Annotated in this window: 23 protein-coding genes; 5 read left to right on the top strand and 18 right to left on the bottom strand. The window is 70.0% G+C overall.

Annotation, left to right across the window (positions count from 1 at the left end; all coding sequences use genetic code 11):
- Positions 1–56: 56 nt before the first annotated feature.
- Positions 57–479 carry a hypothetical protein gene (locus VXC91_RS20635; RefSeq protein WP_329508798.1) on the bottom strand — a complete coding sequence of 141 codons (423 nt, stop codon included), beginning with the start codon at positions 477–479 and terminating at the stop codon, positions 57–59.
- Between the two features lie 801 nt (positions 480–1280).
- Here VXC91_RS20635 and VXC91_RS47020 point away from each other — a divergent pair.
- The 4 genes from VXC91_RS47020 to VXC91_RS20650 all read left to right on the top strand — a co-directional run bounded on the left by VXC91_RS47020 (position 1281) and on the right by VXC91_RS20650 (position 3983).
- Positions 1281–1559 carry an FmdB family zinc ribbon protein gene (locus VXC91_RS47020; protein WP_408057431.1) on the top strand — a complete coding sequence of 93 codons (279 nt, stop codon included), beginning with the start codon at positions 1281–1283 and terminating at the stop codon, positions 1557–1559.
- A 50-nt stretch (positions 1560–1609) separates the two neighbouring features.
- The gene (locus VXC91_RS20640) at positions 1610–2245 is read left to right on the top strand and encodes an AmiS/UreI family transporter (RefSeq protein WP_329508772.1); all 636 of its coding nucleotides are present in this window, start codon (positions 1610–1612) and stop codon (positions 2243–2245) included.
- 24 nt (positions 2246–2269) lie between these two features.
- Positions 2270–3517 carry a formamidase gene (gene fmdA / locus VXC91_RS20645; protein WP_329508773.1) on the top strand — a complete coding sequence of 416 codons (1248 nt, stop codon included), beginning with the start codon at positions 2270–2272 and terminating at the stop codon, positions 3515–3517.
- 139 nt (positions 3518–3656) lie between these two features.
- Positions 3657–3983, top strand: coding sequence for a hypothetical protein (locus VXC91_RS20650; protein WP_329508774.1), 327 nt, complete (start codon positions 3657–3659; stop codon positions 3981–3983).
- 155 nt (positions 3984–4138) lie between these two features.
- Here the strand turns inward: VXC91_RS20650 and VXC91_RS20655 are convergent, their stop codons facing one another.
- The 11 genes from VXC91_RS20655 to VXC91_RS20705 form a co-directional block, all read right to left on the bottom strand.
- Positions 4139–5305 carry an SUKH-4 family immunity protein gene (locus VXC91_RS20655; protein ID WP_329508799.1) on the bottom strand — a complete coding sequence of 389 codons (1167 nt, stop codon included), beginning with the start codon at positions 5303–5305 and terminating at the stop codon, positions 4139–4141.
- 186 nt (positions 5306–5491) lie between these two features.
- Positions 5492–5656, bottom strand: a complete 165-nt coding sequence (locus VXC91_RS20660) for a hypothetical protein (RefSeq protein ID WP_329508775.1) — start codon at positions 5654–5656, stop codon at positions 5492–5494.
- Positions 5653–7959: a xanthine dehydrogenase family protein molybdopterin-binding subunit gene (locus tag VXC91_RS20665; RefSeq protein ID WP_329508776.1), complete on the bottom strand. Its 2307-nt coding sequence runs from the start codon at positions 7957–7959 to the stop codon at positions 5653–5655. Before VXC91_RS20665 ends, VXC91_RS20660 begins: the two co-directional genes overlap by 4 nt.
- Entirely contained in the window at positions 7956–9359 is a 1404-nt protein-coding gene (locus VXC91_RS20670) for a 2Fe-2S iron-sulfur cluster-binding protein (RefSeq protein WP_329508777.1), read from the bottom strand. The genes VXC91_RS20665 and VXC91_RS20670 overlap by 4 nt, the downstream gene beginning before the upstream one ends.
- The gene (locus tag VXC91_RS20675; RefSeq protein WP_329508778.1) at positions 9356–10249 is read right to left on the bottom strand and encodes an FAD binding domain-containing protein; all 894 of its coding nucleotides are present in this window, start codon (positions 10247–10249) and stop codon (positions 9356–9358) included. Before VXC91_RS20675 ends, VXC91_RS20670 begins: the two co-directional genes overlap by 4 nt.
- A 278-nt stretch (positions 10250–10527) precedes the next feature.
- The gene (locus VXC91_RS20680; RefSeq protein WP_329508779.1) at positions 10528–12150 is read right to left on the bottom strand and encodes a beta-N-acetylhexosaminidase; all 1623 of its coding nucleotides are present in this window, start codon (positions 12148–12150) and stop codon (positions 10528–10530) included.
- Positions 12151–12158: 8 nt separating this feature from the next.
- Positions 12159–12992 carry a carbohydrate ABC transporter permease gene (locus tag VXC91_RS20685; protein ID WP_329508780.1) on the bottom strand — a complete coding sequence of 278 codons (834 nt, stop codon included), beginning with the start codon at positions 12990–12992 and terminating at the stop codon, positions 12159–12161.
- 5 nt (positions 12993–12997) lie between these two features.
- Positions 12998–13945 (bottom strand): carbohydrate ABC transporter permease, encoded by a 948-nt coding sequence (locus VXC91_RS20690; RefSeq protein ID WP_329508781.1) that lies wholly within the window; start codon positions 13943–13945, stop codon positions 12998–13000.
- 4 nt (positions 13946–13949) lie between these two features.
- On the bottom strand, positions 13950–15245 hold the full coding sequence (locus tag VXC91_RS20695; protein ID WP_329508782.1) for an extracellular solute-binding protein: 1296 nt from the start codon (positions 15243–15245) through the stop codon (positions 13950–13952).
- 230 nt (positions 15246–15475) lie between these two features.
- Positions 15476–15754, bottom strand: coding sequence for a DUF3039 domain-containing protein (locus VXC91_RS20700; protein WP_079102844.1), 279 nt, complete (start codon positions 15752–15754; stop codon positions 15476–15478).
- Between the two features lie 30 nt (positions 15755–15784).
- A complete protein-coding gene (locus tag VXC91_RS20705) occupies positions 15785–16354 on the bottom strand; it encodes a YqgE/AlgH family protein (protein WP_059127816.1) in 570 nt (189 codons plus the stop codon).
- Between the two features lie 307 nt (positions 16355–16661).
- Between VXC91_RS20705 and murA the strand changes: the two genes are divergently transcribed.
- On the top strand, positions 16662–18002 hold the full coding sequence (murA, locus tag VXC91_RS20710; protein WP_329508783.1) for a UDP-N-acetylglucosamine 1-carboxyvinyltransferase: 1341 nt from the start codon (positions 16662–16664) through the stop codon (positions 18000–18002).
- A 193-nt stretch (positions 18003–18195) separates the two neighbouring features.
- Here murA and VXC91_RS20715 read toward each other — a convergent pair whose 3' ends face one another.
- The 6 genes from VXC91_RS20715 to VXC91_RS20740 all read right to left on the bottom strand — a co-directional run bounded on the left by VXC91_RS20715 (position 18196) and on the right by VXC91_RS20740 (position 25654).
- Entirely contained in the window at positions 18196–18477 is a 282-nt protein-coding gene (locus tag VXC91_RS20715; RefSeq protein ID WP_007498188.1) for an HU family DNA-binding protein, read from the bottom strand.
- A gap of 393 nt (positions 18478–18870) precedes the next feature.
- A complete protein-coding gene (locus tag VXC91_RS20720) occupies positions 18871–20289 on the bottom strand; it encodes an NAD-dependent malic enzyme (protein WP_329508784.1) in 1419 nt (472 codons plus the stop codon).
- A 403-nt stretch (positions 20290–20692) separates the two neighbouring features.
- Complete coding sequence (locus tag VXC91_RS20725; RefSeq protein ID WP_329508785.1) at positions 20693–23002, bottom strand: HelD family protein; 2310 nt, start codon at positions 23000–23002, stop codon at positions 20693–20695.
- Positions 23003–23151: 149 nt separating this feature from the next.
- A complete protein-coding gene (locus VXC91_RS20730; RefSeq protein WP_329508786.1) occupies positions 23152–23973 on the bottom strand; it encodes an anti-sigma factor family protein in 822 nt (273 codons plus the stop codon).
- Entirely contained in the window at positions 23970–24506 is a 537-nt protein-coding gene (locus VXC91_RS20735) for a sigma-70 family RNA polymerase sigma factor (protein ID WP_329508800.1), read from the bottom strand. Before VXC91_RS20735 ends, VXC91_RS20730 begins: the two co-directional genes overlap by 4 nt.
- Positions 24507–25066: 560 nt before the next feature.
- On the bottom strand, positions 25067–25654 hold the full coding sequence (locus tag VXC91_RS20740) for a CGNR zinc finger domain-containing protein (RefSeq protein ID WP_329508787.1): 588 nt from the start codon (positions 25652–25654) through the stop codon (positions 25067–25069).
- Positions 25655–25680 lie beyond the last annotated feature (26 nt).

The following is a 25680-nucleotide window of genomic DNA, read 5'->3' on the forward strand; positions in this document are numbered from 1 at the left end:
GTCTCAGTTGCGGGAGCGCTCACCATGACGGCGCGGCACCCCCGTTGCGCCGAGAGTCAGAGCTTCCCGCCGATCTCGCACGCCCGGCACGGCGGCCGGCCGCAGGTGCACTGCATGAGCGCGTCGACGACGCCACGGTCGTGATAGAGGCACTCGTCCTTGCAGGTGTGGCGCGGGATGAACCCCGCCGGGATCTCACCGGGCCAGGGCTCGTGGCCGTCCCTGCAGCGTGCGAACCGCTCGGGGTCGGTGGAGTGCAGGTCGTGCATGCTCGACCGCGCCTCGTCCTCCAGTGCCCGCACTCGCTCCACCAGGCTCTTCAACTCGGCGGCCAGGCTGGAATACCGGTCCGCCCCGGTCCTCACATGCGCGGCCCGCAGTGCCATCGCCGCGTTGCCCAGAAACCTGCCGGCATCCTGAAGGTCGGTCACGTGATGCAACTGAATGCCGTTCACGCCTCGTACCCATACGGCGTCCATATTGCTCACTGATCCGCCCTCCCGGGGTTCGCCGCGTTTTTCTCGCAAGACAGGATGCGCGGCGCCGGCGCCTTCGCATAAGGAAAAATCGACCTGTTTAGGGAAACTAGGGGGCCGGGACGGAAACCGTCCAGTGAATTCGGCGTGAATCGCCTCACAGCAGGCCTGAACTCGCAATGAGTCGTGGCGTGCCGGAAGATCCATCACCCACCCGAGTGATGGATCTTCCGCTTGATCCGCTCCTCGCTCTTTCATGAATGCCGTTCGCCGGACCCGCCGACGGCCACGCGTCATCCGGTGACCGTGTCGGAGCGCGCTCCCGTCCCGGCCCTCGACGATCGGGTACTGGTGCAGTCGACGCCGAACAACCGGAGACGGCGCAGTACCGCAAGGCCGACGCGGCCCGAGCCGAGCGTCGACCTGGTTCGACCCGATCCCCGCGGTGATCGCGAGTCCGAGCCGGGACCGAGGCGATCCGCTCGGGGTCAGGCGGACGGGCCAGAAGGCCTCTCCGGATCCCGTCGGAGCGGTTCACCCGAGCAATCGCCTACCGATGGACGACGGCCATGGCAAGAATTCTTGCGGTGCCGGGAATCCGAACCGAACGGCGCCGATGATCTGGGGTTTCAGTCGCGCGGGAGTCGCCGCTGCAATGGCCGTGACCGACCCCGCGCCCTCCGCTTGACGCACGGATGGGCGAGTCGTCCACTTGAAAGGAGAGAGACACTGTGGCGTGTACCCATGAGAAAGCCGGGGTCACGCTCTCGGGTCGACCAGCGTCCACCGACACCCGGAGTGGTGATGGCCACCTACGAATATCTTTGCAGTCGTTGTGGCCCATTCGACGTGAAGTCGGCGATCGGAACCGCGCCCTCCGTTCACGACTGCCCCATGTGCGCAGGCACCGCACGACGTGTGTTCTCCTCGGCCGGCCTCGCGACGACTTCGCACGCGGTCGCTGCCCTCCATGAGCGGGAGGAGCAGTCCCGTGATGCCCCGGCAGTCGTGTCCGAAGTGCCGCCGGGCCGAGGGGCGCTCCGACGCCCGCACCCTGCACTGTCGCGGTTGCCGCGGCCCTGAGAGCGGGCTTCGGCAACTCCGTCCCGCGCGGACTGAGGAGGTGCGTCCCCGTGAGCAACGTGGGACTGCTCTTTGTCGGTGCGGTGCTGTTCATGAACGGGCTATTGCTGCTCGGGAGGGTCGACGCCAAGTCAGCCGCAGTGTTCAACCTTTTCGTGGGTGGATTGCAGGTACTGACACCGACCTACCTTATCTTCACGGCCGGCGATGACCAAATGAAGATTCTGGCAGCGTCCGGAATCTATCTGTTCGGATTCACCTACCTTTATGTCGGCATTGTGCTGCTCGCCGACATCGACAATATCTGCGTCGGTTACTACTCACTCTTCGTCGCGATCGTTGCTCTGGGGTATTCGTTCGTCAATTTCCACCTCTTCAAGGACTATCCGTTCGGAGCCATCTGGCTCTACTGGGCCTTCCTTTGGTTCCTGTTCTTCCTGCTGCTCGGCCTCAAGAAAACGGAGTTGTCCGACTATGTGGGCTGGGTGACGGCGATCGAGGGCTGGGTCACCGGGGTCATTCCCGCGGCGCTGCTGCTTTCCGGCTACTGGAAGCACACCACGGAGATCGCCATCGCCCTCGGGGCCTTCGGCCTCGTCGTGTTCGCGGCGCTCTGGCCGCTCACCAGGAACCCGCGGCAACCGGCCCCGGCCGGATCGGCCGGCGGTACAAGCACCACCTCCTGACCGGATCAGAAATGCGAGGTTGTCATGCCCGAAGTCGTATTCAGTGTGGACCAGAGCAAGTCCATGCGTGCCCAGAACGTTCCCGGACACAACAGGTGGCACCCGGACATCCCCAGCGTCACCATGGTGAAGCCGGGAGCGGAGTTCCGCATCGAGTGCCGTGACTGGACCGACTGCCAGGTCGGCAACAACGACACCGCCAACGATGTGCGCGACATCGACCTGACCATCCCTCACATGCTCAGCGGCCCGATAGGCGTGGAGGGCGCCGAACCCGGCGACCTGCTCATCGTCGACATACTCGACATCGGCCCCGTGCCGCAGCAGACCGGGGACGCGGCGGGCCAGAGCTGGGGCTACACCGGCATCTTCGCCAAGGCCAACGGCGGCGGCTTCCTGACCGACTACTACCCGGACGCCTACAAGGCGATATGGGACTTCCACGGTCAGCAGGCCGTGTCCCGTCATCTGCCCGGGATCCGCTTCACCGGGATCACCCACCCCGGGCTGTTCGGAACGGCACCGTCGGCCGAGATGCTCGCCCACTGGAACGCCCGTGAGAAGGCGCTGATCGACACCGACCCCAACCGGGTCCCGCCCCTCGCCCTACCGCCGGAGGGCACCAACGCGCTCGCCGGCACGGCCACCGGCGACCTCGCCACTCGCATCGCCGCGGAGGGCGCTCGCACGGTCCCGGCCCGTGAGAACGGGGGCAACCAGGACATCAAGAACTTCACGCGCGGTTCGCGGGTCTTCCTTCCCGTGTACGTCAAGGACGCCAAGCTCTCGGGCGGCGACCTGCACTTCAGCCAAGGCGACGGAGAGATCACCTTCTGCGGCGCCATCGAGATGGGCGGCTTCATCGACTTCCACGTCGACCTGATCAAGGGCGGCATGGAGAAGTACGGCATCTCGACCAACCCCGTGTTCATCCCGGGCAACGTCGAGCCGAGGTACACGGAGTTCCTCACCTTCATCGGAATCTCCGTCGACCACGACACGGACACGAACTACTACCTGGACGCGACACTGGCCTACCGTCGGGCCTGCCTCAACGCGGTCGAGTACTTCAAGAAGTTCGGTTACAGCGGCGAGCAGGCCTATCTGCTGCTCGGCTCCGCGCCCATCGAGGGACGCATCAGCGGCATCGTCGACATCCCGAACGCGTGCTGCTCGCTGTACGTCCCCACCGCGATGTTCGACTTCGAAGTCCGGCCCTCCGCCGCCGGCCCGGCCAAGGCCGACCGCGGCCAGTGCGCACTGACCACGTGACCGGCGTCCCTGCCCCGTAGCGCCTGCTGCGGGGCAGTACGGTGCCGCGCTTCCCCTTGACGTCCTGGCACGCGGGTCGAGGTCCCGGTGAGGGCCGGGCGCGGGCAACCAGGGCAATGCCCTGATCGTCTGTACTGGCATGTTGAAGCGAACCCGGCAGCATCGGCATGCAGACTTCGGCGCCGCGTCCGTCCTGTCACTGCTTGATCTTCTGCTTGTCGGCGCCTTTCTGATATTGGGGATGGATGGCATCTGGACGGCCGATTGGATGGACTATCCAGGCCCCGTGGATTCGACCGGGGCCTCCTATCAGGGTGATGTCGTGTCGTTCCTGACGTGGGCGTGTGCGATCTCGGTGCTGCTCGCGGCGGTCTTGCGGGGCTGGGCATCAATGCTGGTGCAGCTCGTGCTGCTGGGCGGCGGTGCGTTGTTCCTCGCATCACTGCCGACCTACTGGAGCAGCTGAGGCCCCGCGGGGCGAAGCAGTCCGCGAAGCCATGGCTCCGGCGCCGCATCGGTGTCACGCTCGGGCGTCCACGCCCTCGACAGCCGCAGCCCCGTCGGCCTGACGCACCGTCGGGCGCAAGGATTGCCAGTGAACCTTTCCGGTCGCAGCACTACCTAGGGGTACAGCCCTCCGGCCGCCTGGTCCTCGAAGGCCTCCGGCCAATAACGCCAGCCGTCGTCCTGCGGCGTCCTCGGGGTCGGGTCGCAGGCGATCGGGTCGACCACGGCGAGCGTTTCGGCCATCGTGGCGGCCAACTGCTCGTAGGCGTCCGTCAGGTCGTGCTCCCTGTCCAGTGCCTTCTCGCGGTGCACCAGCCAGACCGTGAACGCCAGGGTGGAGATGTCCGCGTTGAGCGGGCGCAGCATGGCGTCGGGCTCGCTCCAGCACAGGACCGCTCCGGTGGTGCCGTCCACGACCAGGCTCGTGTCCTCCAGGAGGTAGCCGAGGCGTATCAGCCGGTCGGCCTCCGAAGGGAGTTCGTCCGCAGGGCAGCGGTCCTCGTCCGCGTAGTACTCGGCCAGCGTCGGCAGGGGCACGTCCGTGTCCAGCTCGTACCAGTAGCCGTTCTCCGGCAGGCCCACCTCGCGCAGGAAGCGGCGGGTCGGCTCGTGCGTGAGCGTTCCGGGAAAGTCGACGTCCTCGAAACGCACGATCGCGGAGGAGCCGAACTCCTCGTCCAGCAGCCGCGGCGGCAGATCGAGCGCAAGTCCCGTGCCGGGGCGGGCGATCCGGGCCAGCGGGCGGATCAACGCGGCCATCCGCCAGTACGGCGCCGCGTCCTGCCCGCAGTCCGCGGCGAACACCGACGCCAGCCGCTCGGAGGCCTCCGCCACCGCCTTGGCGCCGTATCCGTGCGATGCGAACCGGCCGCGGGAGGTGGTCAGTTCGTCCGTCACCGCAGCGAACCGGAGCAGCGCCTCCAGCGAGGGGGCGAGCGGTGAAAGGCCCATCAGGCCAGGGTGGCGCGGGTGGACGTACGTCGTGGAGACCTCGCCCGTGGCGCCGTTCAGCACGAGGGATTCCAGGTCGCGGTCGATGCTGCGCAGCGCCCCTATGACCAGCTGGTCACGCAGCTCCTCGGCCAGCTTCTCCGCGTCGTCCACCAGCTCGGCCACCCGCCGCAGCGCGGGCTGTTCGCACAGCGGCCCGAACCCCAGCAGGGCGCTGTCGGCCGGCAGTCCCGCCCCCGTGAGCAGGCGCCGCGTCTCCGCGTGCGTGATGGACGGATCGAGGTCCGTCCCGGTCAGCGTGATCACGCCGCCGACATCGCTCATGCCCATTGCTTCCCCCGTGTGCTTCGTTCCCAAGGCGCTCTCATGGGCCGTCCCCGTCGAGCGCCTCTCCCCCGACGCCGAAAACCATACGCCGCCCCACTGACAACGCAGCCGGATGTGCCGCGGGCCCCCGCCGTTCGCCATGGACTCGTGACGAGAACCACACCGAGCACCGCTCCGGAGCACCGCCCGTCAGGTGAAGTACACACCGCCGAGCACGACGACGATCGCCGCGAGCACGAAGACGAGGACCCAGCCCAGCAGCTTCCCGACCCCGGGCGAGGGTTCGTAGCGCGGCTCCTGGTCGGACGAAGCCTCGGGGCGACCGTCGCCCACGACATCGTCCTCCGCGCTCACTGTGCCGTCACCACGGCCGCCTGCGGGCGGATCGGCAGGCGGTTGACCGGGCGCCCCGTCGCGGCCCGCACCGCGGACGCGATCGCCGCCGGCGACGTGACCACGGGCACGGCGCTGACCGACTTCGCCCCGAAGGGCGCGACCACGTCCCGTTCCTCGACCAGCTTGACGATCCTGATGTCGGGCGCGTCCAGGGCCGTCGGCAGGGAGTAGCCCGTCAGATCGGGGTGGCGGACCAGTCCGCGGGCCGTGCGCAGGTTCTCGGTGAGTGCGATGCCCACGCCCTGTGTGACGCCCGCCTCGACACGCGCGGCGAGCTGCGCCGGGTTCAGCACCCGGCCGACGTCCTGGGCGAGGGCCAGTTCCACGACGCGCACCGAGCCGATCTCGATGTCCACGTCGACCACGGCGCGGATCGCGCAGAACGCGAGCCCCACGAAGGCGTCGCCCTGGCCCGTCTCGTTCAGCGGCTCCGTCGGATGCGGGCGGCACTGCGCCGTGGCCCACAGCTCCTTGCCGTCCATCGCCTCGGTGACGGTGGTCGACAGCACCCCGTCGTAGGAGGTGATCTTTCCGTCGGTGATCTGGAGCAGCTCGGTCGACATGCCGAACTTGTGCGCCAGGGGTTGCAGCAGCTGGGTGCGGACCATCTTGGCGGCACGCTCCACGGCGCCGCCCGACACCCAGGTGTGGCGGCCCCGGCAGCCCGCGCCGGCCGGGGGCTGGTCCGTGTCGACCGGTGCCACGTGCACCTCGTCGATGCCGAGCGTCTCCTGGACGATCTGCCGGGCCAGGGTGGTGAAGCCCTGGCCGGTCTCGACCGCCGCGCACAGCACCGTCGCCACCCCGTCCTGCACCTTCACCGTGGCCGTGGAGACCTCGTCCGCGCCCTCGGCGCCGAGCATGTGCACCATGCCGAGGCCGTATCCGACACCGCGCCGCACGGCACCGGGCTCGCCCGCGCCCTCGGGGCCGCCGGGCAGCAGCCACTCGTCCTCGGGGGTGTCCTTGGGCAGCGCGGGCAGCGGATGGTCCCTGACCGCCTCGAGCAGTTCCGCGACGGGTGCCGGGCAGGTCACCGTCTGGCCCGTGGGCAGGACGTCGCCCGTCGCCATGACGTTGCGCAGCCGCAGCTCCGCCGGGTCGAGGCCGAGCTTCTTGGCCAGCTTGTCCATCTGGGCCTCGTAGGCCGCGCACACCTGCATCGCGCCCTCGCCGCGCACATGGCCCGACGGCGGGTTGTTGGTGCGGACGGCCCAGCCCTCGATGAAGGCGTTCGGCACGACGTACGGGCCGCAGGCGAAGGACACCGCGGCGGCGAGTGCTTCCGAGGACGTGTCCGCATAGGCGCCGGCGTCCAGCAGGATCTGCGCCTCGACCTTCACCAGCTTGCCCTCGGCGTCCGCATGGTGGCGGTAGCGCAGAAGGGTGGGGTGGCGGTGGACGTGCCCCAGGAAGGACTCTTCGCGCGTCGCCGTCAGCTTGACCGGGCATCCCGTCTTCAGGGCGAGCAGCCCGAGCGGCAGTTGGAAGCCCTGGTCCTCGCGGTCCGCGGTGGCACCGGGCACCCCGGTGACGACGACCTTCACCCGCTCGGGCTCGAGGCCGTAGACCGCGGCCGCCCGGTCACGGTCGGTGTGCGGGTCGGTGGAGGCGATGTACAGCTCGACCCCGCCATCGGGCCGGGGCACGGCGAGGCCCGCCTCCGCGCCGATCGGCGCGGGGTCCTGGCGGCCGATGCGGTACAGGCCCTCGACGACGACCTCGCCGAGCGCGTCCGGGTCGCCGTGGCGCAGCGGGATGTGGCGGATCAGGTTGCCGTCGGGGTGCAGCGGTTCGGCCTCGAAGGCCTGCTCGGGGTCGGTCACCGGCTCGAGCACCTCGTACTCGACGATGACGGCGGCGGCGGCCATGCGCGCGGTGTCGGGGTGGTCGGCGGCGACCGCCGCGATGGCCTCCCCGTGGTGGCGCACGACCTCGGAGGCGAACACGGGCCGGTCGGCCGTGCCCCGTCCGTGGACCGCCTCGCCGGGCAGGTCCTCGTGGGTGACGACGGCCCGCACGCCCGGCATCTCGCGCGCGTGGCTGGTGTCGATGGACAGGATGCGCGCGTGCGGGTGCGGCGAGCGCAGCACGGCGGCCCACAACAGGCCCTCGGCCCACAGGTCGGCCGCATACGGGAAGGTGCCCTCGGTCTTGGCTCCGGCGTCGGCGGACGGCAGGGAGGCGCCCAGGCCGTGCGGCAGTGGCTCGGGGGCGGGTGCGGCCGCCGCGGTGGTCGCGGTGGCGGCTTCGTTGCTCACGCCTGGCCTCCGTCCCGGCCGTACGGGTGCTGGTTCGGGGCCGCGCCGTCGAACACGGAGGAGCGCACGCCGCCCGCGCCGGGGCGCGCCTGGTGCGGGATGCGCGGCTCGCCACCGTCCGGTGGGGTGTCAGCCTCGGCGTGGGCTCCGCGCGTGGCGACGACCTCCTTGACTGCCTCCACCACACCTCGGTAGGCGGAGCAGCGGCACAGGTTGCCGCACAGGGCCTGGCGCGTCTCCAGCTCGGTGGGCGCCGGGTTGCCCTCCAGGAGGTCGTGCACGGTCATCGCCATCCCGGGGACGCAGAAACCGCACTGCACGGCACCGCACCGGGCGAGCGCCCGCTGCACGTCCGAGGGCTGTCCGTCGACGGCGAGGCCCTCGACCGTGCGCACCTCGCTGCCCGCGGCCGTCACGGCGGGAACCAGGCAGGACGCGACGAGCCGTCCGTCGACCTGGACGTTGCAGGCACCGCATTCGCCCTGTGAGCAGCCGTCCTTGGCGCCCGCGAGGCCGAGCCGCTCGCGCAGCACGTACAGCAGCGACTCGCCGATCCACGCGTCGGTCACAGGCCGGTCGGCGCCGTTGACCCGCAGGACGTAGGACACCAGGGGATGCTCGTCGTTCGGCGCCGCGGACTCGGGGTCCGGCTCCTGTGCCTCGGCGTCCTCGGGTGCCGGTTCGGGCCCGGCGTCCGGCGCCTGGTCGGCCTCGGGGGGCCCGGCGGGCCCTGAGGGCTCCTGAGCCGCCTCGGTGGCACCGGCGGGCCCGGTGTCCCCGTACGAAGCGCCGGACGGCTCTCCAAGGGCCTCGACGGGCGCCTGCGCGGCACTCCCCGGTGTCCCGCCCGACCACGGCTGCCCGGCCGCGCCCGTCACCCAGGGGGCGGGAGCGCCGCCGGGCAGGGTCGCCGGCGGATTGCCGCCCCACTCCTCGACGAGCGAGGACGTGCTGAACTCACCCGATTCTTCCGGAAGATCACCGTTCGCCACGGGGATCGACCATTGCCCGGTCACGTCGTGCCCGGATGCGGGCGGTTCCTGCGCGGCGGCCTCGCCGAAGCCCCATTGCCCGGTCGCACCGGGGTGGTAGGTGAACCGGTCCCCGGAACCCTGCCGGCCCGCGGCGTCCGGTTCTGGCCACTGGGCACCCTCCGCGGGCGCGCCCCACGCGCCGTCGGACGACGGCTGCGCGGCCGTGTCCGGCGCCGCGGTGAACGACGGGGGCACATAGCCGTGCCCCGGTGCGGCCAGCGGGCTGTCGGAGGCGAGAAGGGCTTCGATGCCCCCCTCGGGGAGCTGCACGAAGGCGGTGGCGCTGTCGTCGTAGTCCCCTTGTGGCAGCCGCTCCCAGGAGCCGCGGTTGCGCCCCTGGGAGCCCTCCCGGTGGTCGTCGGTCACGACAGTGCCCTCCCCAGTGCTCGTCGGGCCAGCGCGGCGACGGTGCGCCGCAGATGCAGTACGGCGGGCGGCAGCTGCTCCACGGTTCCGTCCTCCGCCGGGGCGGGGTCCGGGATACAGGCAGCGGCGACGTACTCGCCGAAGGCGGCGAGCGCCTCCGGGACGATCGCGCGGTTGTTGTCCCAGTCGATGAGCTGGGCGACCCACTGCTCGGCCTCCAGGGGGCGCAGCGGCATCGGCGCTATGGCACCCACGGCGCAGCGCACGCCGCGCCGGGCTGGGTCGAGGACGACCGCCACGGACGCGACGGCCCGCCCGGGCCCGGTGCGCCCAGTGGCTTTCAGGAAGACCTGGGGGGCGTGCAGCAGCGGCACGCGCACGTAGCCGATGAGTTCGCCGGCCCGGAGCATCTCCATGCCGGCGAGCAGGTGCGAGACCGGCATCTCGCGGCGGGCTCCGTCCTGGCCCGCGATGATCAGCGTGGCCTCCAGGGCGGCCAGCACCGGAAGGGCGTCCCCCGTGGGGGCGGCCGAGGCGATGTTGCCGCCCAAGGTGCCCGCGTTGCGGATGTGCGGGGGTCCGGCCGCCCGCGCGGCCGCCGCAAGGGCGGGGATGAGGGCCGCGAAGTCGGGACGGCCCATGCGCGCGTGGGTGAGACCGGCGCCGAGCAGCGCGTGACCGTCCTGGTACTGCCAGCCGCGGATCTCGCTGATGCGGCCGAGACCGACCAGCGCGGCGGGCCGCAGCTGACCGGAGTTGACCGCGGCCATGAGATCGGTGCCGCCCGCCACGGGAACGGCGGCCGGCATGGCGGCGAGCGCCGCCACGGCCTCGTCGAGCGAGGCGGGCAGCGTCACGGCCTGCGCCGCCTGCGGTGCGTGCGTGGTCAAACCGGCTGCCCCTTCCCGCTGCCCCACCTGGTCCCACCTGTGTTGCCGTACGGTACGTGCTGACAGGGCGGACGTGGCAACTCTGGCACATCTTCCCGGGTCCCTGACGCGGGGGTCCGCTAGGAGGCATTCACCCCCTCACCAGGGAGATGGTCCGTTTTGCCGTCGGATCGCAAATGACGGCGAATTACCGCTCTTCGGTGACCCTTGTGCCACTTTTCCCATGCGGGTCACGTTTCCAGGGAGCCGGGTGCCTCGGCTGCTCCTCGCGAGCCGCCTCACACGTTCGGGGGCGCACCCTCGATCGGGCGTCCGAGCACACCGGGCCGGCGCTGCCAGGGCCACGGTCCGGAGGGCGGGCGGTAGGCCACCCCCAGGGCGTCGAGCCGGAGGTAATGGGCGGTCATCCGCCGCTCGAAGTCCGCGAAGTCGCGGTCCGCGGGGGCGGGCAGGTCGCTCCAGGCCACCTCGGCGAAGGCGGCGAGCCGGGGGAACGTCTGGTAGTCCACGCGCGACGGATCCTCCATCACCTCGGTCCACACATTGGCCTGGGCACCGAGGACGTGATGCGCCTGGTCCTCGGTCAACTGGGGTGGAACCGGCTCGAAACGGTAGACGTCCTCCAGGGTGCGCACGTACCCGATGGGCACGGGCTCGTCCGCGCCGCCGTCCTGACGGTGGTCCAGGTACACCTGCTGCTCCGGGCACATGACGACGTCGTGACCGCTCCGCGCCGCCGTGATGCCGCCCGCGTATCCGCGCCACGAGGAGACCGCGGCGCCGTCCGCGAGGCCGCCCTCCAGGATCTCGTCCCAGCCGATGAGCCGGCGGCCGCGCCCCGTGAGCCAGGTGTCGAAGTGCCGTACGAACCACGACTGGAGTCCGTCCTCGCCGGCGAGCCCCAGTTCCCTGATGCGGCTCTGGGCGGCGGGGGACTTCCGCCACTGGTCCTTGGGGCACTCGTCGCCGCCGACATGAATGAACGCCGAGGGAAACAGTTCCAGGACTTCCTCGAACACCCCCTCGTAGAACCGCAGAGTGTGGTCGGTGGGGGCGAGTACGTTCCTGGAGACGCCCCAGTCGTCCCAGACCGAGAGGGAGCTCGTGTCGACGACATCGCCGTTGCCGAGTTCCGGATAGGCGGCGATGGCCGCCTGGCTGTGCCCGGGGACGTCGATCTCGGGGACGACGGTGATATGCCGTTCGGCCGCGTACGCCACGATCTCGCGGATGTCGTCCTGCGTGTAGAAACCGCCGTGCGGCTTCTCCTCCCACAGGGGAGAGGCCCGGTGACCGAATCTGGTGCGCGCCCGCCAGGATCCGACCTCGGTGAGCCGCGGGTACCGCTCGATCTCCAGACGCCAGCCCTGGTCGTCGGTGAGGTGGAAGTGAAAGACGTTGAGCTTGTGGGCGGCCATGAGATCCAGGTAGCGCAGAACGCCGTCCTTGGGCATGAAGTGCCGGGCCACGTCGAGCATGAGGCCGCGCCAGCCGAAACGAGGTGCGTCCTCGATGACCTGATGCGGAATTCCGCGGGTGAGTCCCGGGTGTACGGTGGCGCGCCGAAAGGCTTCGGGCCCCAGGAGCTGACGCAGCGTCTGGGCGCCCCAGAACACCCCTGCCGGGCCGCCGCCGCGGATCTCGACTCCCCAGTCGGCGACGACGGAGAGTTTGTACGCCTCCGGTTCCAGTGTGTCGTCCAGGTACAGCCGCAGGGAATTGCGGCTGTACCCCGGACCGGGCGCCAGGGGCAGCCCCAGGGCCGACCCCAGGGTGGAGCGCAACCAGCGTTCCGTGGTGCCCGTACCGGGTGCGGCCCACAGGGTGGTGTCCTCGTCCAGCTCGGCGCCGCAGCGCATGGGGCCCTGGACGCTGCGCGGCGCCGGAACCAGTTCCGTCATGTCATTCCTCAATCCTTGACCGCTCCGCCCAGTCCCGATACCAGCCGTCGTTGCACGAGGACGAAGAAGACCAGGACCGGAATCGTCATCACCGTCGACGCCGCCATCACCCCTCCCCAGTCCGGCTCGTCGGGCTTGTAGAACACCAGGAGTGCCATGGGAAGAGTGGACTGCGAGGTGTCGCTGATGATGAACGACTTCGCGAACAGGAAGTCGTTCCAGGCCGAGATGAAGGAGAACACGCTCGTCGCCACCAGACCGGGCAGCACGAGCGGAAAAAGGATCTGCCACAGGAATCGTGCCCGGCTCGCCCCGTCGAGGTACGCGGCCTCCTCCAGTGCCTCGGGAAGGGCCCGTACAAAACCCCGCAGCAACCAGATCGCGAACGGCAGCGAGAAGGCGATGTGGGGCAGGATGAGCGAGCCCAGTGTGTTGAGCTGCCCGAGGTCCCGCATCAGGAAGAACAAGGGGATCGTCAGGGCTTCCACGGGCACCATCTGGGCGACCAGAAACATGGTCCGGAACCGGAAGCGGAATCGCGTCACCGCCGTCGCCGCGAGAAACGCGATCAGCGCCGAGACGACGACGACACAGTCCGCGACAACAAGGCTGTTGAGGAAGTAACGGCCGAATTCCTGCTGCCCGAAGACGCGGCGGAAGGAATCCAGGGTCGGTGACCCGGTCCACGGCCGCGGGCGGGTCGACTCGATCTCGCCGGCCGGCTTCACGGCGCTCAGCACCATCCAGTACAGCGGAAAGGCCACCACCGCCGCGATCGCCAGCGCCGACGCGTCGGCCGCCGACCGCCGGGGACGGCGCACGGATCCACACACAAGATTCACGAGGGTCACAGCTCCTCCCCCTGCCTGCGCAGCAGCCGCAGATACCCGAGGGTGACGGCCAGCAGGATCAGCAGCGTCACCACGCCGATCGCCGAGCCGAGGCTGTACTGGGACGACGCGAACGCCTTTTGGTACGCGTACACGTTCAGCACCAGGTTCTGTCCGGCGATGCCGCCACCGTTCGTCATCACATAGATCTGCGTGAAGACCTTGAAGTCCCAGATGACCGACTGGATGGTGACGACGACCAGGATCGGGCGCAGCATCGGGGCGAGCGCCGACCGCCAGATCCGCCACTGCGAGGCGCCGTCGAGCGCGGCGGCCTCCAGCACCTCGGCCGGTACGGCGCGGATACCCGCGTACACCGTCACCATCACGAACGGGAACGAGCACCACACGACTTCGAGCAGGACGAGGAAAAACGCGCTGTAGCGGCCGTACGTCCACGAGTGGTCGCCGAGGCCCAGGAGGCGGTTCACCGGGCCGGAGTCGGGGTCGAAGAGGAACAGCCAGACCGTGGAGCCCGTGACGGCCGGAGTCGCCCAGGCTCCCAGAGCGGCCAGCATCAGGGCGAGGCGCGGCAGGGCGCGGACGCGGGTGAGCAGCACGGCGAGCGCGCAGCCGACGGCCAGCGTGGAGACGACACAGGCGGCCGCGAACACGACCGTGGCCGACAGCACCGACCAGAACCGGTCGTCCGAGAAGAGGGTCGCGTAGTTCCCGAGTCCCCGGAAGCTCGTCGGCCGGCCTCCGCTGACCTGGGCCTGGGTGTACTCCAGGACCGAGATCAGGCCGAGCTGGTAGACGGGGTAGACGAGCAGCCCGCCCAGCACTGCGAGGGCGGGGGCGAGGTAGAGCCACGGGGTGCGGCCCGCACGCAGATGCCCGCGTGAGCGTGTCGCAGTCGTGGTGGCGGGCAGGTGCCGGCCCACGACCGTGTCCGGAGCGGCCATCCGCTCAGCCCGCGGAGCCGAACGCGTCGTTCATCTTCGCCGCCTCCGCCGAGGCCGCCTTCACGTCCTTCTTGCCGCTGACGATCTCCTGGAACATCGTCGGCAGGACGAGCGAGGCGTCGATCTGGGCCCAGGCCGGGGACACGGGTACGAACCGGGTGCCTGAGGCGAGCGTCCGCACGAACGGTTCGACGAACGGCTCCTGGCGCGCGACCAGCTCCCGCACGTCCGTGAACGTCGGCAGGAAGCCCATGGCGTCGAAGAGTTCCCGCTGCGTCCGCTTCGAGGCGAGCCGCTCCATCAGGTCGACGGCGAGGCTCCGGCGCTCGGTGCTCTTCAGGACGCCGATGTTGTTGCCGCCCGCGAACGCCGGCGCGATCTCACCCTCCTTCAGGCCCGGCAGCGGTACGACGGCGTACTTGCCCTTGGCCTTCCCGGCCTCGATCGCCTGGTGGCTGAAGTCACCGCCGATGGCCATGGCGGCCTTGCCGGCCGCGAACGCGGTGACCGTGTCGTTGCCGCCCATTCCCGCGCACTTGGCGGTGGGGCAGTTGCCGTCGCCGAAGAGCGACGTGTACGCCGTGATGCCCTCCCTGGCGGCGGAGCCGTCTATGGCCGCGCGGTACGAACCGCCGTGGCCGACCGCGAGTTCGCCGCCGTGGGCCCAGATGAAGGGCAGGGCACCGTAGGTGTAGGCGCCGCCGACGGCGAGGCCGTACAGACCGGGCCTGGCGGAGTGGATCCTGCGCGCGGTCTCGACCAACTGCGCCTGTGTCCTCGGGGGTTGGAGTCCCAGCTCCTTGAAGACGTCGGTGCGGTAGTAGAGGGCACGGACGCCGACGAAGTACGGCGCCCCGTAGATCTGGCCGTCGACGGTGACCGACCGGCGTGCGGTGGGGTCGATGTCCTTGGACTCGCTCCAGGCGGTGAAGTCCTTGGTGACATCGGCAAGTCCGCCGTCCTTGACATAGCCGGCGGTGTCCGTGTTGCCGTACTCGATGACGTCGGGCGCGCTCTTCGGGTCGTTGAAGGCGGCCTTGACACGCTCGGCGCGGGTCTCGACGGGGATGTACTCGACGGTGACCTCGGCGCCCTTGTGGGCCTTCTCGAAGGCGGCGACCGCCTGGTCGACGACCCGCTCCTTGGGCCTGTTGTCGACCTCCTGGAAGAGCCACACGCGCAGGGTCCCGGTCTTCTCGTCCTTGCCGGAGCCGGTGGAGGTCTGGGGGGCACAGGAGGTGACGGTGAGGGCCGCGAACAGGAGCGCGGCCAGGGAGGCGGTTGGGGCAGAGAGCTTCATGGAGCATCCTCCGGAGCTGAGCGATGCATCATGCGCAATGGCTGTTTTGCTCTGCACAACACATCGGAGGCTAAGGACTACATGAACATGACGACAAGAGGTCTCCATCACTCTGCGACCGCGAGACGCACCCCGCGCAACGGCAGCCCACCGACAGAAGGCACAAAAGCCCCCGGAGTGCGTCGAAATGCACCCGGGGGCTCAGCAGATGCCGGGCGGGAAGCCGGTCGCTACTTGTCGCCGCCCTTGCCCTCGTCGCCACCGCCCATGGAGTCGTAGATCTCCTTGCACATGGGGCAAACGGGGTATTTCTTCGGGTCACGCCCCGGCACCCACACCTTGCCGCACAGCGCGACGACGGGCGTACCGTCGAGGGCGCTCGCCATGATCTTGTCCTTCTGGACATAGTGGGCGAAGCGCTCGTGGTCACCGTCGCCGTGCGACACCTGCGGCGTCGGCTCTACGAGGGTCCCCGTACCAGTGCCGCGCTCGGGCTCAAGAGTGCTCATAGGGCCAAGAGTACTGAAGACTCCCAGGCATCAGTTGAGCGTAGGGTCGTCCGGGTAGGTGGCCACCATCGCCAGCTCGCTGCGCTGCCGCCGCAGCACCTCCCTCCACAGTCTCTCCGGCTCCGGGGACGAGACATCGCCGGGCTCGGACTCGACGACGTACCACGCCCCTTCCACGAGCTCGTCCTCCAGCTGCCCCGGACCCCAGCCGGCGTACCCGGCGAAGATGCGCAGTGACCCGAGCGCCTTGGCGAGCAACTCGGGCGGGGCTTCCAGGTCGACCAGGCCGATCGCTCCGTGCACCCGCCGCCAGCCGAGCGGGGCACGCTCTCCGGAGCCGCCGGGGATCACCGCCACGCCGAGTGCCGAGTCCAGTGACACCGGGCCGCCTTGGAAGACGACTCCGGGCTCGCCCGCGAGCTCCGCCCAGCCCTCCAGGATGTCTCCCACGTCCACCGGGGTAGGGCGGTTGAGGACCACACCAAGCGAGCCCTCCTCGTCGTGGTCGAGGAGGAGCACCACAGCGCGGTCGAAGTTCGGGTCCGCCAGGGCGGGCGTTGCCACGAGCAGCCGCCCTGTGAGCGAGGACACCTCGGTCATGGCAGACATGATCCCGCATCTTGCTCCGGGATGGAGAGGCAATGCGGGTACGCGAGTGAATGCGGCAGGGAATCACACAGGCGGCCTGGTGAGGACGCGTTCGGGAGGGGCGGCGCGAGACGGGAGAGCGCACGGGTGCGGCGCGGGCGCTCGCGACGAACGGTAACCCGGTGCGTCCGGTTACGCACGGTTCGTGTTGTGGCAAAGCTATGACGTCGCCGGGAAGTCCTCGGGCTTACTTCAGGGGGGTGGGCGCCCACTACGCTTACGTCTCCGGCCCTGCCCAACTCCACGGAACGCGAGATCCATGACCGTCAACGACGATGTCCTCCTTGTCCACGGCGGGACCCCTCTTGAGGGCGAAATCCGTGTCCGCGGTGCGAAGAACCTCGTACCGAAGGCCATGGTCGCCGCCCTCCTGGGCAGTGCGCCAAGCCGCCTGCGCAACGTCCCCGACATCCGCGACGTACGCGTCGTACGCGGACTGCTGCAACTGCACGGCGTGACGGTCCGTCCGGGCGAGGAGCCGGGCGAGCTGGTGCTCGACCCGACGCACGTCGAGAGCGCCAACGTCGCCGACATCGATGCCCATGCGGGCTCGTCGCGCATCCCGATCCTCTTCTGCGGCCCCCTGCTGCACCGTCTGGGCCATGCGTTCATCCCGGGCCTCGGCGGCTGCGACATCGGCGGCCGTCCCATCGACTTCCACTTCGACGTGCTGCGGCAGTTCGGCGCGGTCATCGAGAAGCGCGCGGACGGCCAGTACCTGGAGGCGCCCAAGGGGCTGCGCGGCACGAAGATCCGGCTGCCGTACCCGTCCGTCGGCACCACCGAGCAGGTGCTGCTGACGGCCGTGCTCGCCGAGGGTGTCACCGAACTGTCCAACGCGGCCGTCGAGCCGGAGATCGAAGACCTCATCTGCGTGCTGCAGAAGATGGGCGCGATCATCGCGATGGACACCGACCGCACGATCCGCATCACCGGTGTGGACAAGCTCGGCGGCTTCACCCACCGTGCCATCCCTGACCGCCTGGAGGCCGCGTCCTGGGCGTCGGCGGCGCTGGCGACCGAGGGCGACATCTACGTCCGCGGCGCGCAGCAGCGTTCGATGATGACGTTTCTGAACACATACCGGAAGGTGGGTGGCGCCTTCGAGATCGACGACGAGGGCATCCGCTTCTGGCACCCCGGCGGCCAGCTGAAGTCCATCGCGCTGGAGACGGACGTGCACCCGGGCTTCCAGACGGACTGGCAGCAGCCGCTGGTGGTCGCCCTGACCCAGGCCACGGGCCTGTCGATCATCCACGAGACGGTCTACGAATCCCGCCTCGGCTTCACCTCCGCGCTCAACCAGATGGGCGCGCACATCCAGCTCTACCGTGAGTGCCTCGGCGGCTCCGACTGCCGCTTCGGGCAGCGCAACTTCCTCCACTCCGCGGTGGTTTCGGGCCCGACCAAACTCCAGGGCGCCGACCTGGTCATCCCCGACCTGCGTGGCGGATTCTCGTACCTGATCGCGGCCCTCGCGGCCCAGGGCACGTCCCGGGTCCACGGCATCGACCTCATCAACCGCGGCTACGAGAACTTCATGGAGAAGCTCGTGGAGCTGGGTGCGAAGGTCGAGCTGCCGGGCAAGGCGCTCGGCTGACGGCACCGGTACAGCGCAAGGGGCGGCCACCCGAACCGGGTGACCGCCCCTTTGGCCTTACTGGGCCCGTACGCCGTCCCGAGGAGCGTCTGCGGGTCTCGTTACGCCGTCCCGTGGCGGGGTACGGCCTTCGTTGCGCCGTCCCGTGGCGGTACGGCCTCGTACGCCGTCCCGTGGCGTACGAACGGCAAGGTCACTTGCCCTTGGCGGCTTCCTTGAGCTTGGAGCCCGCGGAGACCTTCACGCTGTAGCCGGCCGGGATCTGGATGGGGTCGCCGGTCTGCGGGTTGCGAGCGGTGCGAGCGGCACGGTGGGTGCGCTCGAAGGTCAGGAAGCCGGGGATGGTGACCTTCTCGTCGCCCTTGGCGACGACCTCGCCGACGGTCTCGGCGAACGCGGCCAGCACGGCGTCGGCGTCCTTGCGGGTCACCTCGGCGCGGTCGGCCAGCGCGGCCACCAGCTCACTGCGGTTCATGTTGTTACTCCCGTGTTCTTCTTGCCGTTGAGGCGTGCCACGCGGCGGAGCCGCATGATGGGCACGGCGAAGCCGATGCTGCCAGGGTCCTCGGTGGGTCCCCGGACCCGGGTCCGTCGTCAGACCCTCGCGCCCGAAGACGCATCCTGCCCCCACCTGCGGCGGGAAAGCCAATCCGGCACCCGTAGGAGCCACGAGAACACCCTTGGGAGTCACACGAAAGCGCCACGGCCTCGCTGTGGTGACGCTCCGCCCCCTCCCGGCAACGGACCGCAGGCCCTTGGGGCCCATGAGCCTGGCCGCCACCATAGAGGGCGGCCAGGGCTCCCGGGTTCCACGACGCGCCGGATCCACGCCCACCGTGGCCATGGTCACAGCTGCGGCACGGCCGCGCTACTCGCCCGACGGCGCCGCCGCCTTCGCGGCTTCCCGCACGGCGCCCGCGACCGCGCCCGCGACCTTCTCGTTGAAGACGCTCGGGATGATGTAGTTCGGGTTCAGCTCGTCCTCGGTCACCACGTCCGCGAGGGCGGTCGCGGCAGCCAGCATCATGTCCGTGTTGACCGTACGGGACTGCGCGTCCAGCAGACCGCGGAAAACGCCCGGGAACACCAGGACATTGTTGATCTGGTTCGGGAAGTCGGAGCGGCCCGTGGCCACAACGGCCGCCGTCTGACGAGCGATTGCGGGATCGACCTCGGGGTCCGGATTCGCGAGCGCGAACACGATCGCGCCCTCGGCCATGCCGGCGACGTCCTCGCCGTCGAGGACGTTCGGGGCGGAGACGCCGATGAAGACGTCGGCGTCGTGCACGGCCTCCTTGAGCGTGCCGGTCAGGGCCTCGGGGTTGGTGTTGTCGGCGATCCAGCGCAGCGGCGAGTCCGGCGCGGCGGCCACCAGGTCCTCGCGGCCGGCGTGCACGACGCCGTGGATGTCGGCGACGACGGCGTTCTTCACGCCCGCCGCGAGCAGCAGCTTGAGGATCGCCGTACCGGCCGCGCCGGCGCCGGACATGACGACCCGCACGCTCTCGATCGCCTTGCCCACCACGCGAAGTGCGTTGGTGAGGGCCGCGAGCACGACGATCGCGGTGCCGTGCTGGTCGTCGTGGAAGACGGGGATGTCGAGAGCCTCGCGCAGGCGTGCCTCGATCTCGAAGCAGCGGGGCGCGGAGATGTCCTCGAGGTTGATGCCGGCGAAGCCGGGGGCGATCGCCTTGACAATCTCGACGATCGCGTCGGTGTCCTGGGTGTCCAGGCAGAGCGGCCAGGCGTCGATGCCGGCGAACCGCTTGAACAGGGCCGCCTTGCCCTCCATCACGGGCAGCGCGGCCTTCGGGCCGATGTTGCCGAGACCCAGCACGGCCGATCCGTCCGTCACGACCGCAACGGAGTTGCGCTTGATGGTGAGACGGCGGGCGTCCTCCGGGTTCTCCGCGATCGCCATGCACACGCGGGCCACGCCCGGGGTGTAGATCATGGAGAGGTCGTCACGGTTGCGGATGGGGTGCTTCGACGCCATCTCGATCTTGCCGCCGAGGTGCATGAGGAAGGTACGGTCCGAGACCTTGCCCAGGGTCACGCCCTCGATGCCGCGCAGCTTCTCGACGATCTCCTCGGCGTGGGAGGTCGAGGTGGCGGCGATGGTGACGTCTATGCGGAGCTTCTCGTGGCCGGACGCGGTGACGTCGAGGCCGGTCACCGAGCCTCCGGAGGACTCCACGGCCGTGGTGAGCTGGGAGACCGCGGTTCCGCTCGCGGGCACCTCCAGCCGGACCGTCATCGAGTAGGAGACGCTGGGCGCCGTTGCCATGGCCGACTTCCTCTGCTTTCACCCTGTCACGAATGTGCCGTCCGATCGTCGCACCTACTGAGGAGTACGTGGTAGCCGCCCCGGACTGTGATCGTTGAGTTCGACGCAGCCGGAGTACGTTCGGAAAGCACCTTTGACCATACGAGAGGGTGCCTGTACGGCCAAAGAGACCTGTGTCACCGCAACGACAGAGGTCCGCGCCATCGAGTGACGCGGACCCCTGCGACGTTCATGACACCGACCCGCCATGCTCGCCTCGCGGCAAGTGGTCGCTCGCAGCGACAAAGGTTGGGCCCGGGGGCTTGGATCGAGCCGGTGTCACACCCAGGCTAACAAACGGATCCCGTAAGGCCATTCCCGCACCGGGAGTTCATTTCCGCCGGACCCCCAAAGCCGTCCCGGATCAGTCCCGCAGCAGGTCCGGGACCCCGGCCGCGTCCGGCTCGTCCCGCTCGCCCGAGACCACTGTCAGCTGTTGCGTCGCCCGGGTGAGCGCCACGTACAGCACGCGCAGACCGGCAGGGCTCTCGTCGGCGATCTCCGCGGGCGAGACGACGACCGTGGCGTCGTACTCCAGCCCCTTGGCCTCCAGGCTGCCGAGTGCCACCACCCGGTCGCCGAGCCCCTCGAGCCAGCGGGTCGCCTCCTCGCGCCGGTTCATGGCGACGACGACGCCGACCGTGCCGTCGACGAGGCCGAGCAGCCGGGCGGCCTCCGCGCGGACGGTCCGGCCCAGCGCCCCGTGCACGGCCGCGAAGCGCGGCTCGACACCCGTGGACCGGACGGCCGAGGGGGCCTCGGAGCCGGGCATCGCGAGCGCGAGCACCTTCGCGGCCAGTTCGGCGATCTCCGCCGGGTTGCGGTAGTTGACCGTGAGGGTGAAACGGCGGCGTGGGCGGGTGCCCAGGGCCTCCTCGCGCGCCTCGGCCGCCTCGTCGGGGTCGGACCAGGACGACTGCGCCGGGTCGCCGACCACCGTCCAGGTGGCGTGCCGGCCGCGCCGCCCGACCATCCGCCACTGCATCGGCGTGAGGTCCTGGGCCTCGTCGACGATCACGTGCGTGTACTCGGTCCGCTCCGCCGCCAGCCGCTCGGCGCGCTCGCGCTGGGACTCCCCGCGCACGGGCATCAGCTCCTCGAGCCCGGTGAGCTGGTCCAGCGGGTCCAGCTCGCGCTTCTTCTTCGGGCGGGCCGGCTGGCCGAGGACGGCCTGGAGCTCGTCCAGCATCGCCACGTCGTGCACGGACAGCCCGTCCCGCTTCAGGGAGCGCGCCACCCTGCGCACCTCGCCGGGGCTGAGGATGCGCCGCCCCCAGCGGCCGAGCCGCCGCTCGTCGGCCATCGTGTCCAGCACGGCCTGCGGGGTCAGCTCCGGCCACCAGGCGGCCAGGAAGTCGAGGAAGGAGTCTTCCGAGGCGACGTCCTCGTCGAAGGAGGAGCGCAGCTCGGCGGCCAGCTCGGGGTCGGTGTGCCGGTTCGCCCCGCCGGAGCGCGCCCACAGGGCGTCGAGCAGCAGCTTGCGGGCGCGCGGGCGCAGCAGGTTCACCGGGGCGGTGCCGCTCAGGGCGCTGTGCCGGATGCGCTCCAGTTCCGCCGCCTCGAGTTCGAGGCGGCGGCCGAAGACGACGACCCGCAACCGGGTGGGCGCCTCGTTCCTCTCCAGGGCGCCGCGGGCGGCCTTCCGCAGCACCTTGAGCATGCGGTGGGAGCCCTTGGCACGGGCCACGGACGGGGAGTCGTACAGCGTGGCCACGGCACCGTCGATGAGTGAGCCGATCGCGCGGATGGCGACCTGGCCCTCCTCGCCCAGCGAGGGCAGCACTCCCTCGGTGTACGCGACCAGCAGGGGCGTGGGCGAGACGATCAGGATGCCGCCCGCGTATCTGCGCCGGTCCTGGTAGAGGAGGTAGGCGGCCCGGTGCAGGGCTACGGCCGTCTTGCCGGTGCCGGGACCGCCCTCGACGTATGTCACGGAGGCGGCGGGGGCACGGATCACCAGGTCCTGCTCCGCCTGGATCGACGCCACGATGTCCCGCATGGTGTGGGTCCGGGCCTGGCCGAGGGCCGCCATCAGGGCCCCGTCGCCGATCACGGGCAGCTCGCGGCCGTCGAGGGTCGCCTTCAGCTCCGGGCGCATCAGGTCGTCCTCGACGCCGAGCACCTGGCGCCCCTTGGAGCGGATGACCCGGCGCCGGACGACGCGCCCGGGGTCGACCGGGGTGGAGCGGTAGAAGGGGGCCGCCGCCGGCGCGCGCCAGTCGATGACGAGGGGGGCGTACTCCTCGTCGAGGACGCCGATGCGGCCGATGTGCAGGGTCTCGGCGATGTCGGCGGTGTTGTCGGGGTGCACCGCGCCCTCGGCGGGCTCGACCGCCGTGTACGCGCCGTCGGGACCCTTCTTGCCGTCCTTGCCGCGCAGCAGATCGATGCGGCCGAAGAGGAAGTCCTCGAACTCGTTGTTGAGCCGGTTCAGGTGTATGCCCGCCCGGAAGACCTGCGCGTCCCGCTCGGCGAGGGCTCCTGGCGTGCCGACGTGGCCACGCTGGGCGGCGTCGTGCATCAGGAACTCCGCCTCGTGGATCTTCTCTTCCAGGCGTCGGTACACCTGGTCCAGGTGTTCCTGTTCGATGCTGATCTCCCGGTCGCGGAGCGAGTCATGTGCGGACTTGCCGACCGGGCCGAGCGCGGTTTCCTGTTGAACCTGAGCGGCCACCGGGCCCCCTTCTGACGTGCTGGGCAGCCGTCCACCGTACGCGAAGGGGGCCCGAAGAGGCTACGGCCTGCTCCGGACCCCTGCACGCGTCGGGCCGCGGCGTCCCTCGTTCGTACGCCGCGGGGTTGCTCAGGCAGGTGTGCGAACGCCTACGCGTCCACCTCCACCAGTTTTTTCCCGTCGAACGTCATGACCTCGAAGTGGTCGATCTCGTTCGGCGTGAAGGCGGCGCCGCCGTGGACGTAGAGGGGCTTCTTGGCCTCATCGGTCTTGGCGTTCGTGATGCCGTAGCCCCACTTCGGGACGGACCACGAGGTGACCGTCTCGCGCTCGCCGTTCTTGCCGACGGCGATCAGCGAGCACTTGAGCGGACCCGTGACGTTCTTCAGCTGGAGCACCGCGTGCGTGCCCCAGTCCCTGGACTCCATCGCGACCACGGCGTTGACCTTGGTGCTCGGGTCGGTCCCCGCGTGCTTGTCGGTCATGACCTGGAAGGCCTGCTGGGCGGGGCCCATGGCCATCGCGTCGGTGGCGCCGTGGTCGCTGCCGCCGTTCACCGCCATCACGGTGAGCGGACCACCGATGATCAGGGCGGCCGCGGCCGCGACGAGGTAGAAACCGCGACGGCGCTTCTGGGCGCGCCGCTCGGACACGTCGTCGATCAACCGCTCGACCAGCCGTGGGCTGGGTTGGGCGGACAGGGACTCGCCGATGGCCGGGGAAGCCTGGCTGCCGGGCAGATCCGCGAGGGCGGCCAGCATCGGCTCCATGCCCGCGAGGTCGTCCAGTTGCTGGGCACACCAGTCGCAGGTGGCGAGGTGGGCCTCGAAGGCCGTCGCCTCGGCGTCGTCCAGGATCCCGAGGGCGTAGGCGCCGACGGTCTCGTGGATGTCACCCTGTCCCTGGGGGCCTTGTGGACCACGCACGGCCCCCGGGCCGCCGGTGCCGAACCCCCCGTACACATTGCTCATGCCGTCACCCCCCGCTCCTCCAGTGCCAGCTTCATGGACCGCAGGGCGTAGAACACCCTGGAGCGCACCGTTCCGCTGGGGATCCCGAGCGTTTCGGCCGCCTCATTGACCGTACGCCCTTTGAAGTACGTTTCGACCAGGACCTCTCTGTGAGCCGGGGTCAGGTCGTCCAGCGCGTCCGACAGTGTCATCAGCCACAACGCCTTGTCGATCTCGTCCTCCGCGGGGATGACCTCCAGCGGCGACGGGTCCACCTCCTGCGGCCGGGCCTGCCGGCTGCGGTGGCCGTCGATGACGATGCGCCGGGCGACCGTCACCAGCCAGGGGCGTACCGAACCGGTCGCTCGATTGAGCTGACCGGCGTTCTTCCAGGCACGGATGAGCGTCTCCTGCACGACGTCCTCGGCGCGCTGCCGGTCGCCGGCGACCAGGCGCAGCACATAGGCGAGCAGGGGTCCCGCGTGTTCTCTGTACAGGGCACGCATCAGCTCCTCGTCGGGCTCCGCCGAGGAGGACGCCGAGGACGAGGTCATGCGATGCCGGGCCCTTGGCCTTCGTTCATCAGCCACGGCGGAATCCTTGCGCACGCCTACCTCCGGTGTCCGGGGGTTCCCCCAGTCGGTCGCTCGCTTCGGGATACGGGAGCGGTCGCCGCCGTGTTCAAAGTGACACCAGAATTTTCCGGGACGAGGGGCGGGAGGCCACGCTCCTGGGCAGTCATTTCTCCCCCAAGGGGACATACGGCCGCCCCGCTCAAGAGACCCAGGTCACAGTGACCGAGGGCTTCACTCTCGCGCCACGCTTGATCATTCTGTGAAAATTTGCCTTGACTTCGATGGAGAAATTGTCGAAGCCTTGGTGCCGGGTTCGGTTCGGCCGCTGTTCGCCATGACTCGCCCGATTCCTGCGAGTTCCGCGAAAGCCCCTCTTTTATGGCCGGTCATCTACTTTCGGCGACGATTCGATTCCTTTCCGTATCCCTCGGCCTCGGCCACACTCACTGACGCGGGCGACCGCTCGGCATTCCTCACGCGGTCGACCGCCCGGCGCGTACCCGACGCGGCCGGCGGGACTCGGCCCGGCCCCAGGAGGGTCAGGCGCGGGCGAGGGCGGCCCGGCGGCGGTGGCGCGCCACGCGCTCCCGGTTGCCGCACACCTCGCTCGAGCACCAGCGGCGACGTCGGCCCCGGGAGGTGTCCAAGTACACGATGGGGCAGCTGTCGCCCTCGCACTGCCGCAGCCGCGCCCTCGCCTCGGGGTCCGTCAGCAGTTCGAGCGTCTCGCGGGCCACCGCGGCCAGCAGTTCCTCGCGACGCGGCAGCGCACGCAGTCGCCGTACCAGAGCGCCGTCCTCCGACCGGACCGCGCACGGTGCCGGCGGCGCTCCCCGGGCCACTGCGTTGACCCACGCCAGCGCCCCGTCGGCCGGCTTCCCCGCCAGCTCCCCGCGCACCAACTCCCCGACATGAAACCTCAGTTCGCGGAAGGCCGACAGCCACCCCGCGTCCACCTCGGCCAGCGGCGTGCCCACCGGCACGAGCCCCGTCCCGGCGATCCACGCCCGCAACCGCTCCACCGAGTCGAGCCGTTCCTCGGGATGGGTCGTCGCCAGCAGGTCCAGGCAGGTCCGCCCGGAGTCGAATCGCAGCTCATAGGAGGCCGTGGCCGTGTCCGTTGCCATGTGCCTGTCACCGCCTTGAGTCGCCG

The organism is Streptomyces chiangmaiensis (genome assembly GCF_036281785.1).
In the GTDB taxonomy this organism is placed as follows: Bacteria; Actinomycetota; Actinomycetes; order Streptomycetales; family Streptomycetaceae; genus Streptomyces; species Streptomyces chiangmaiensis.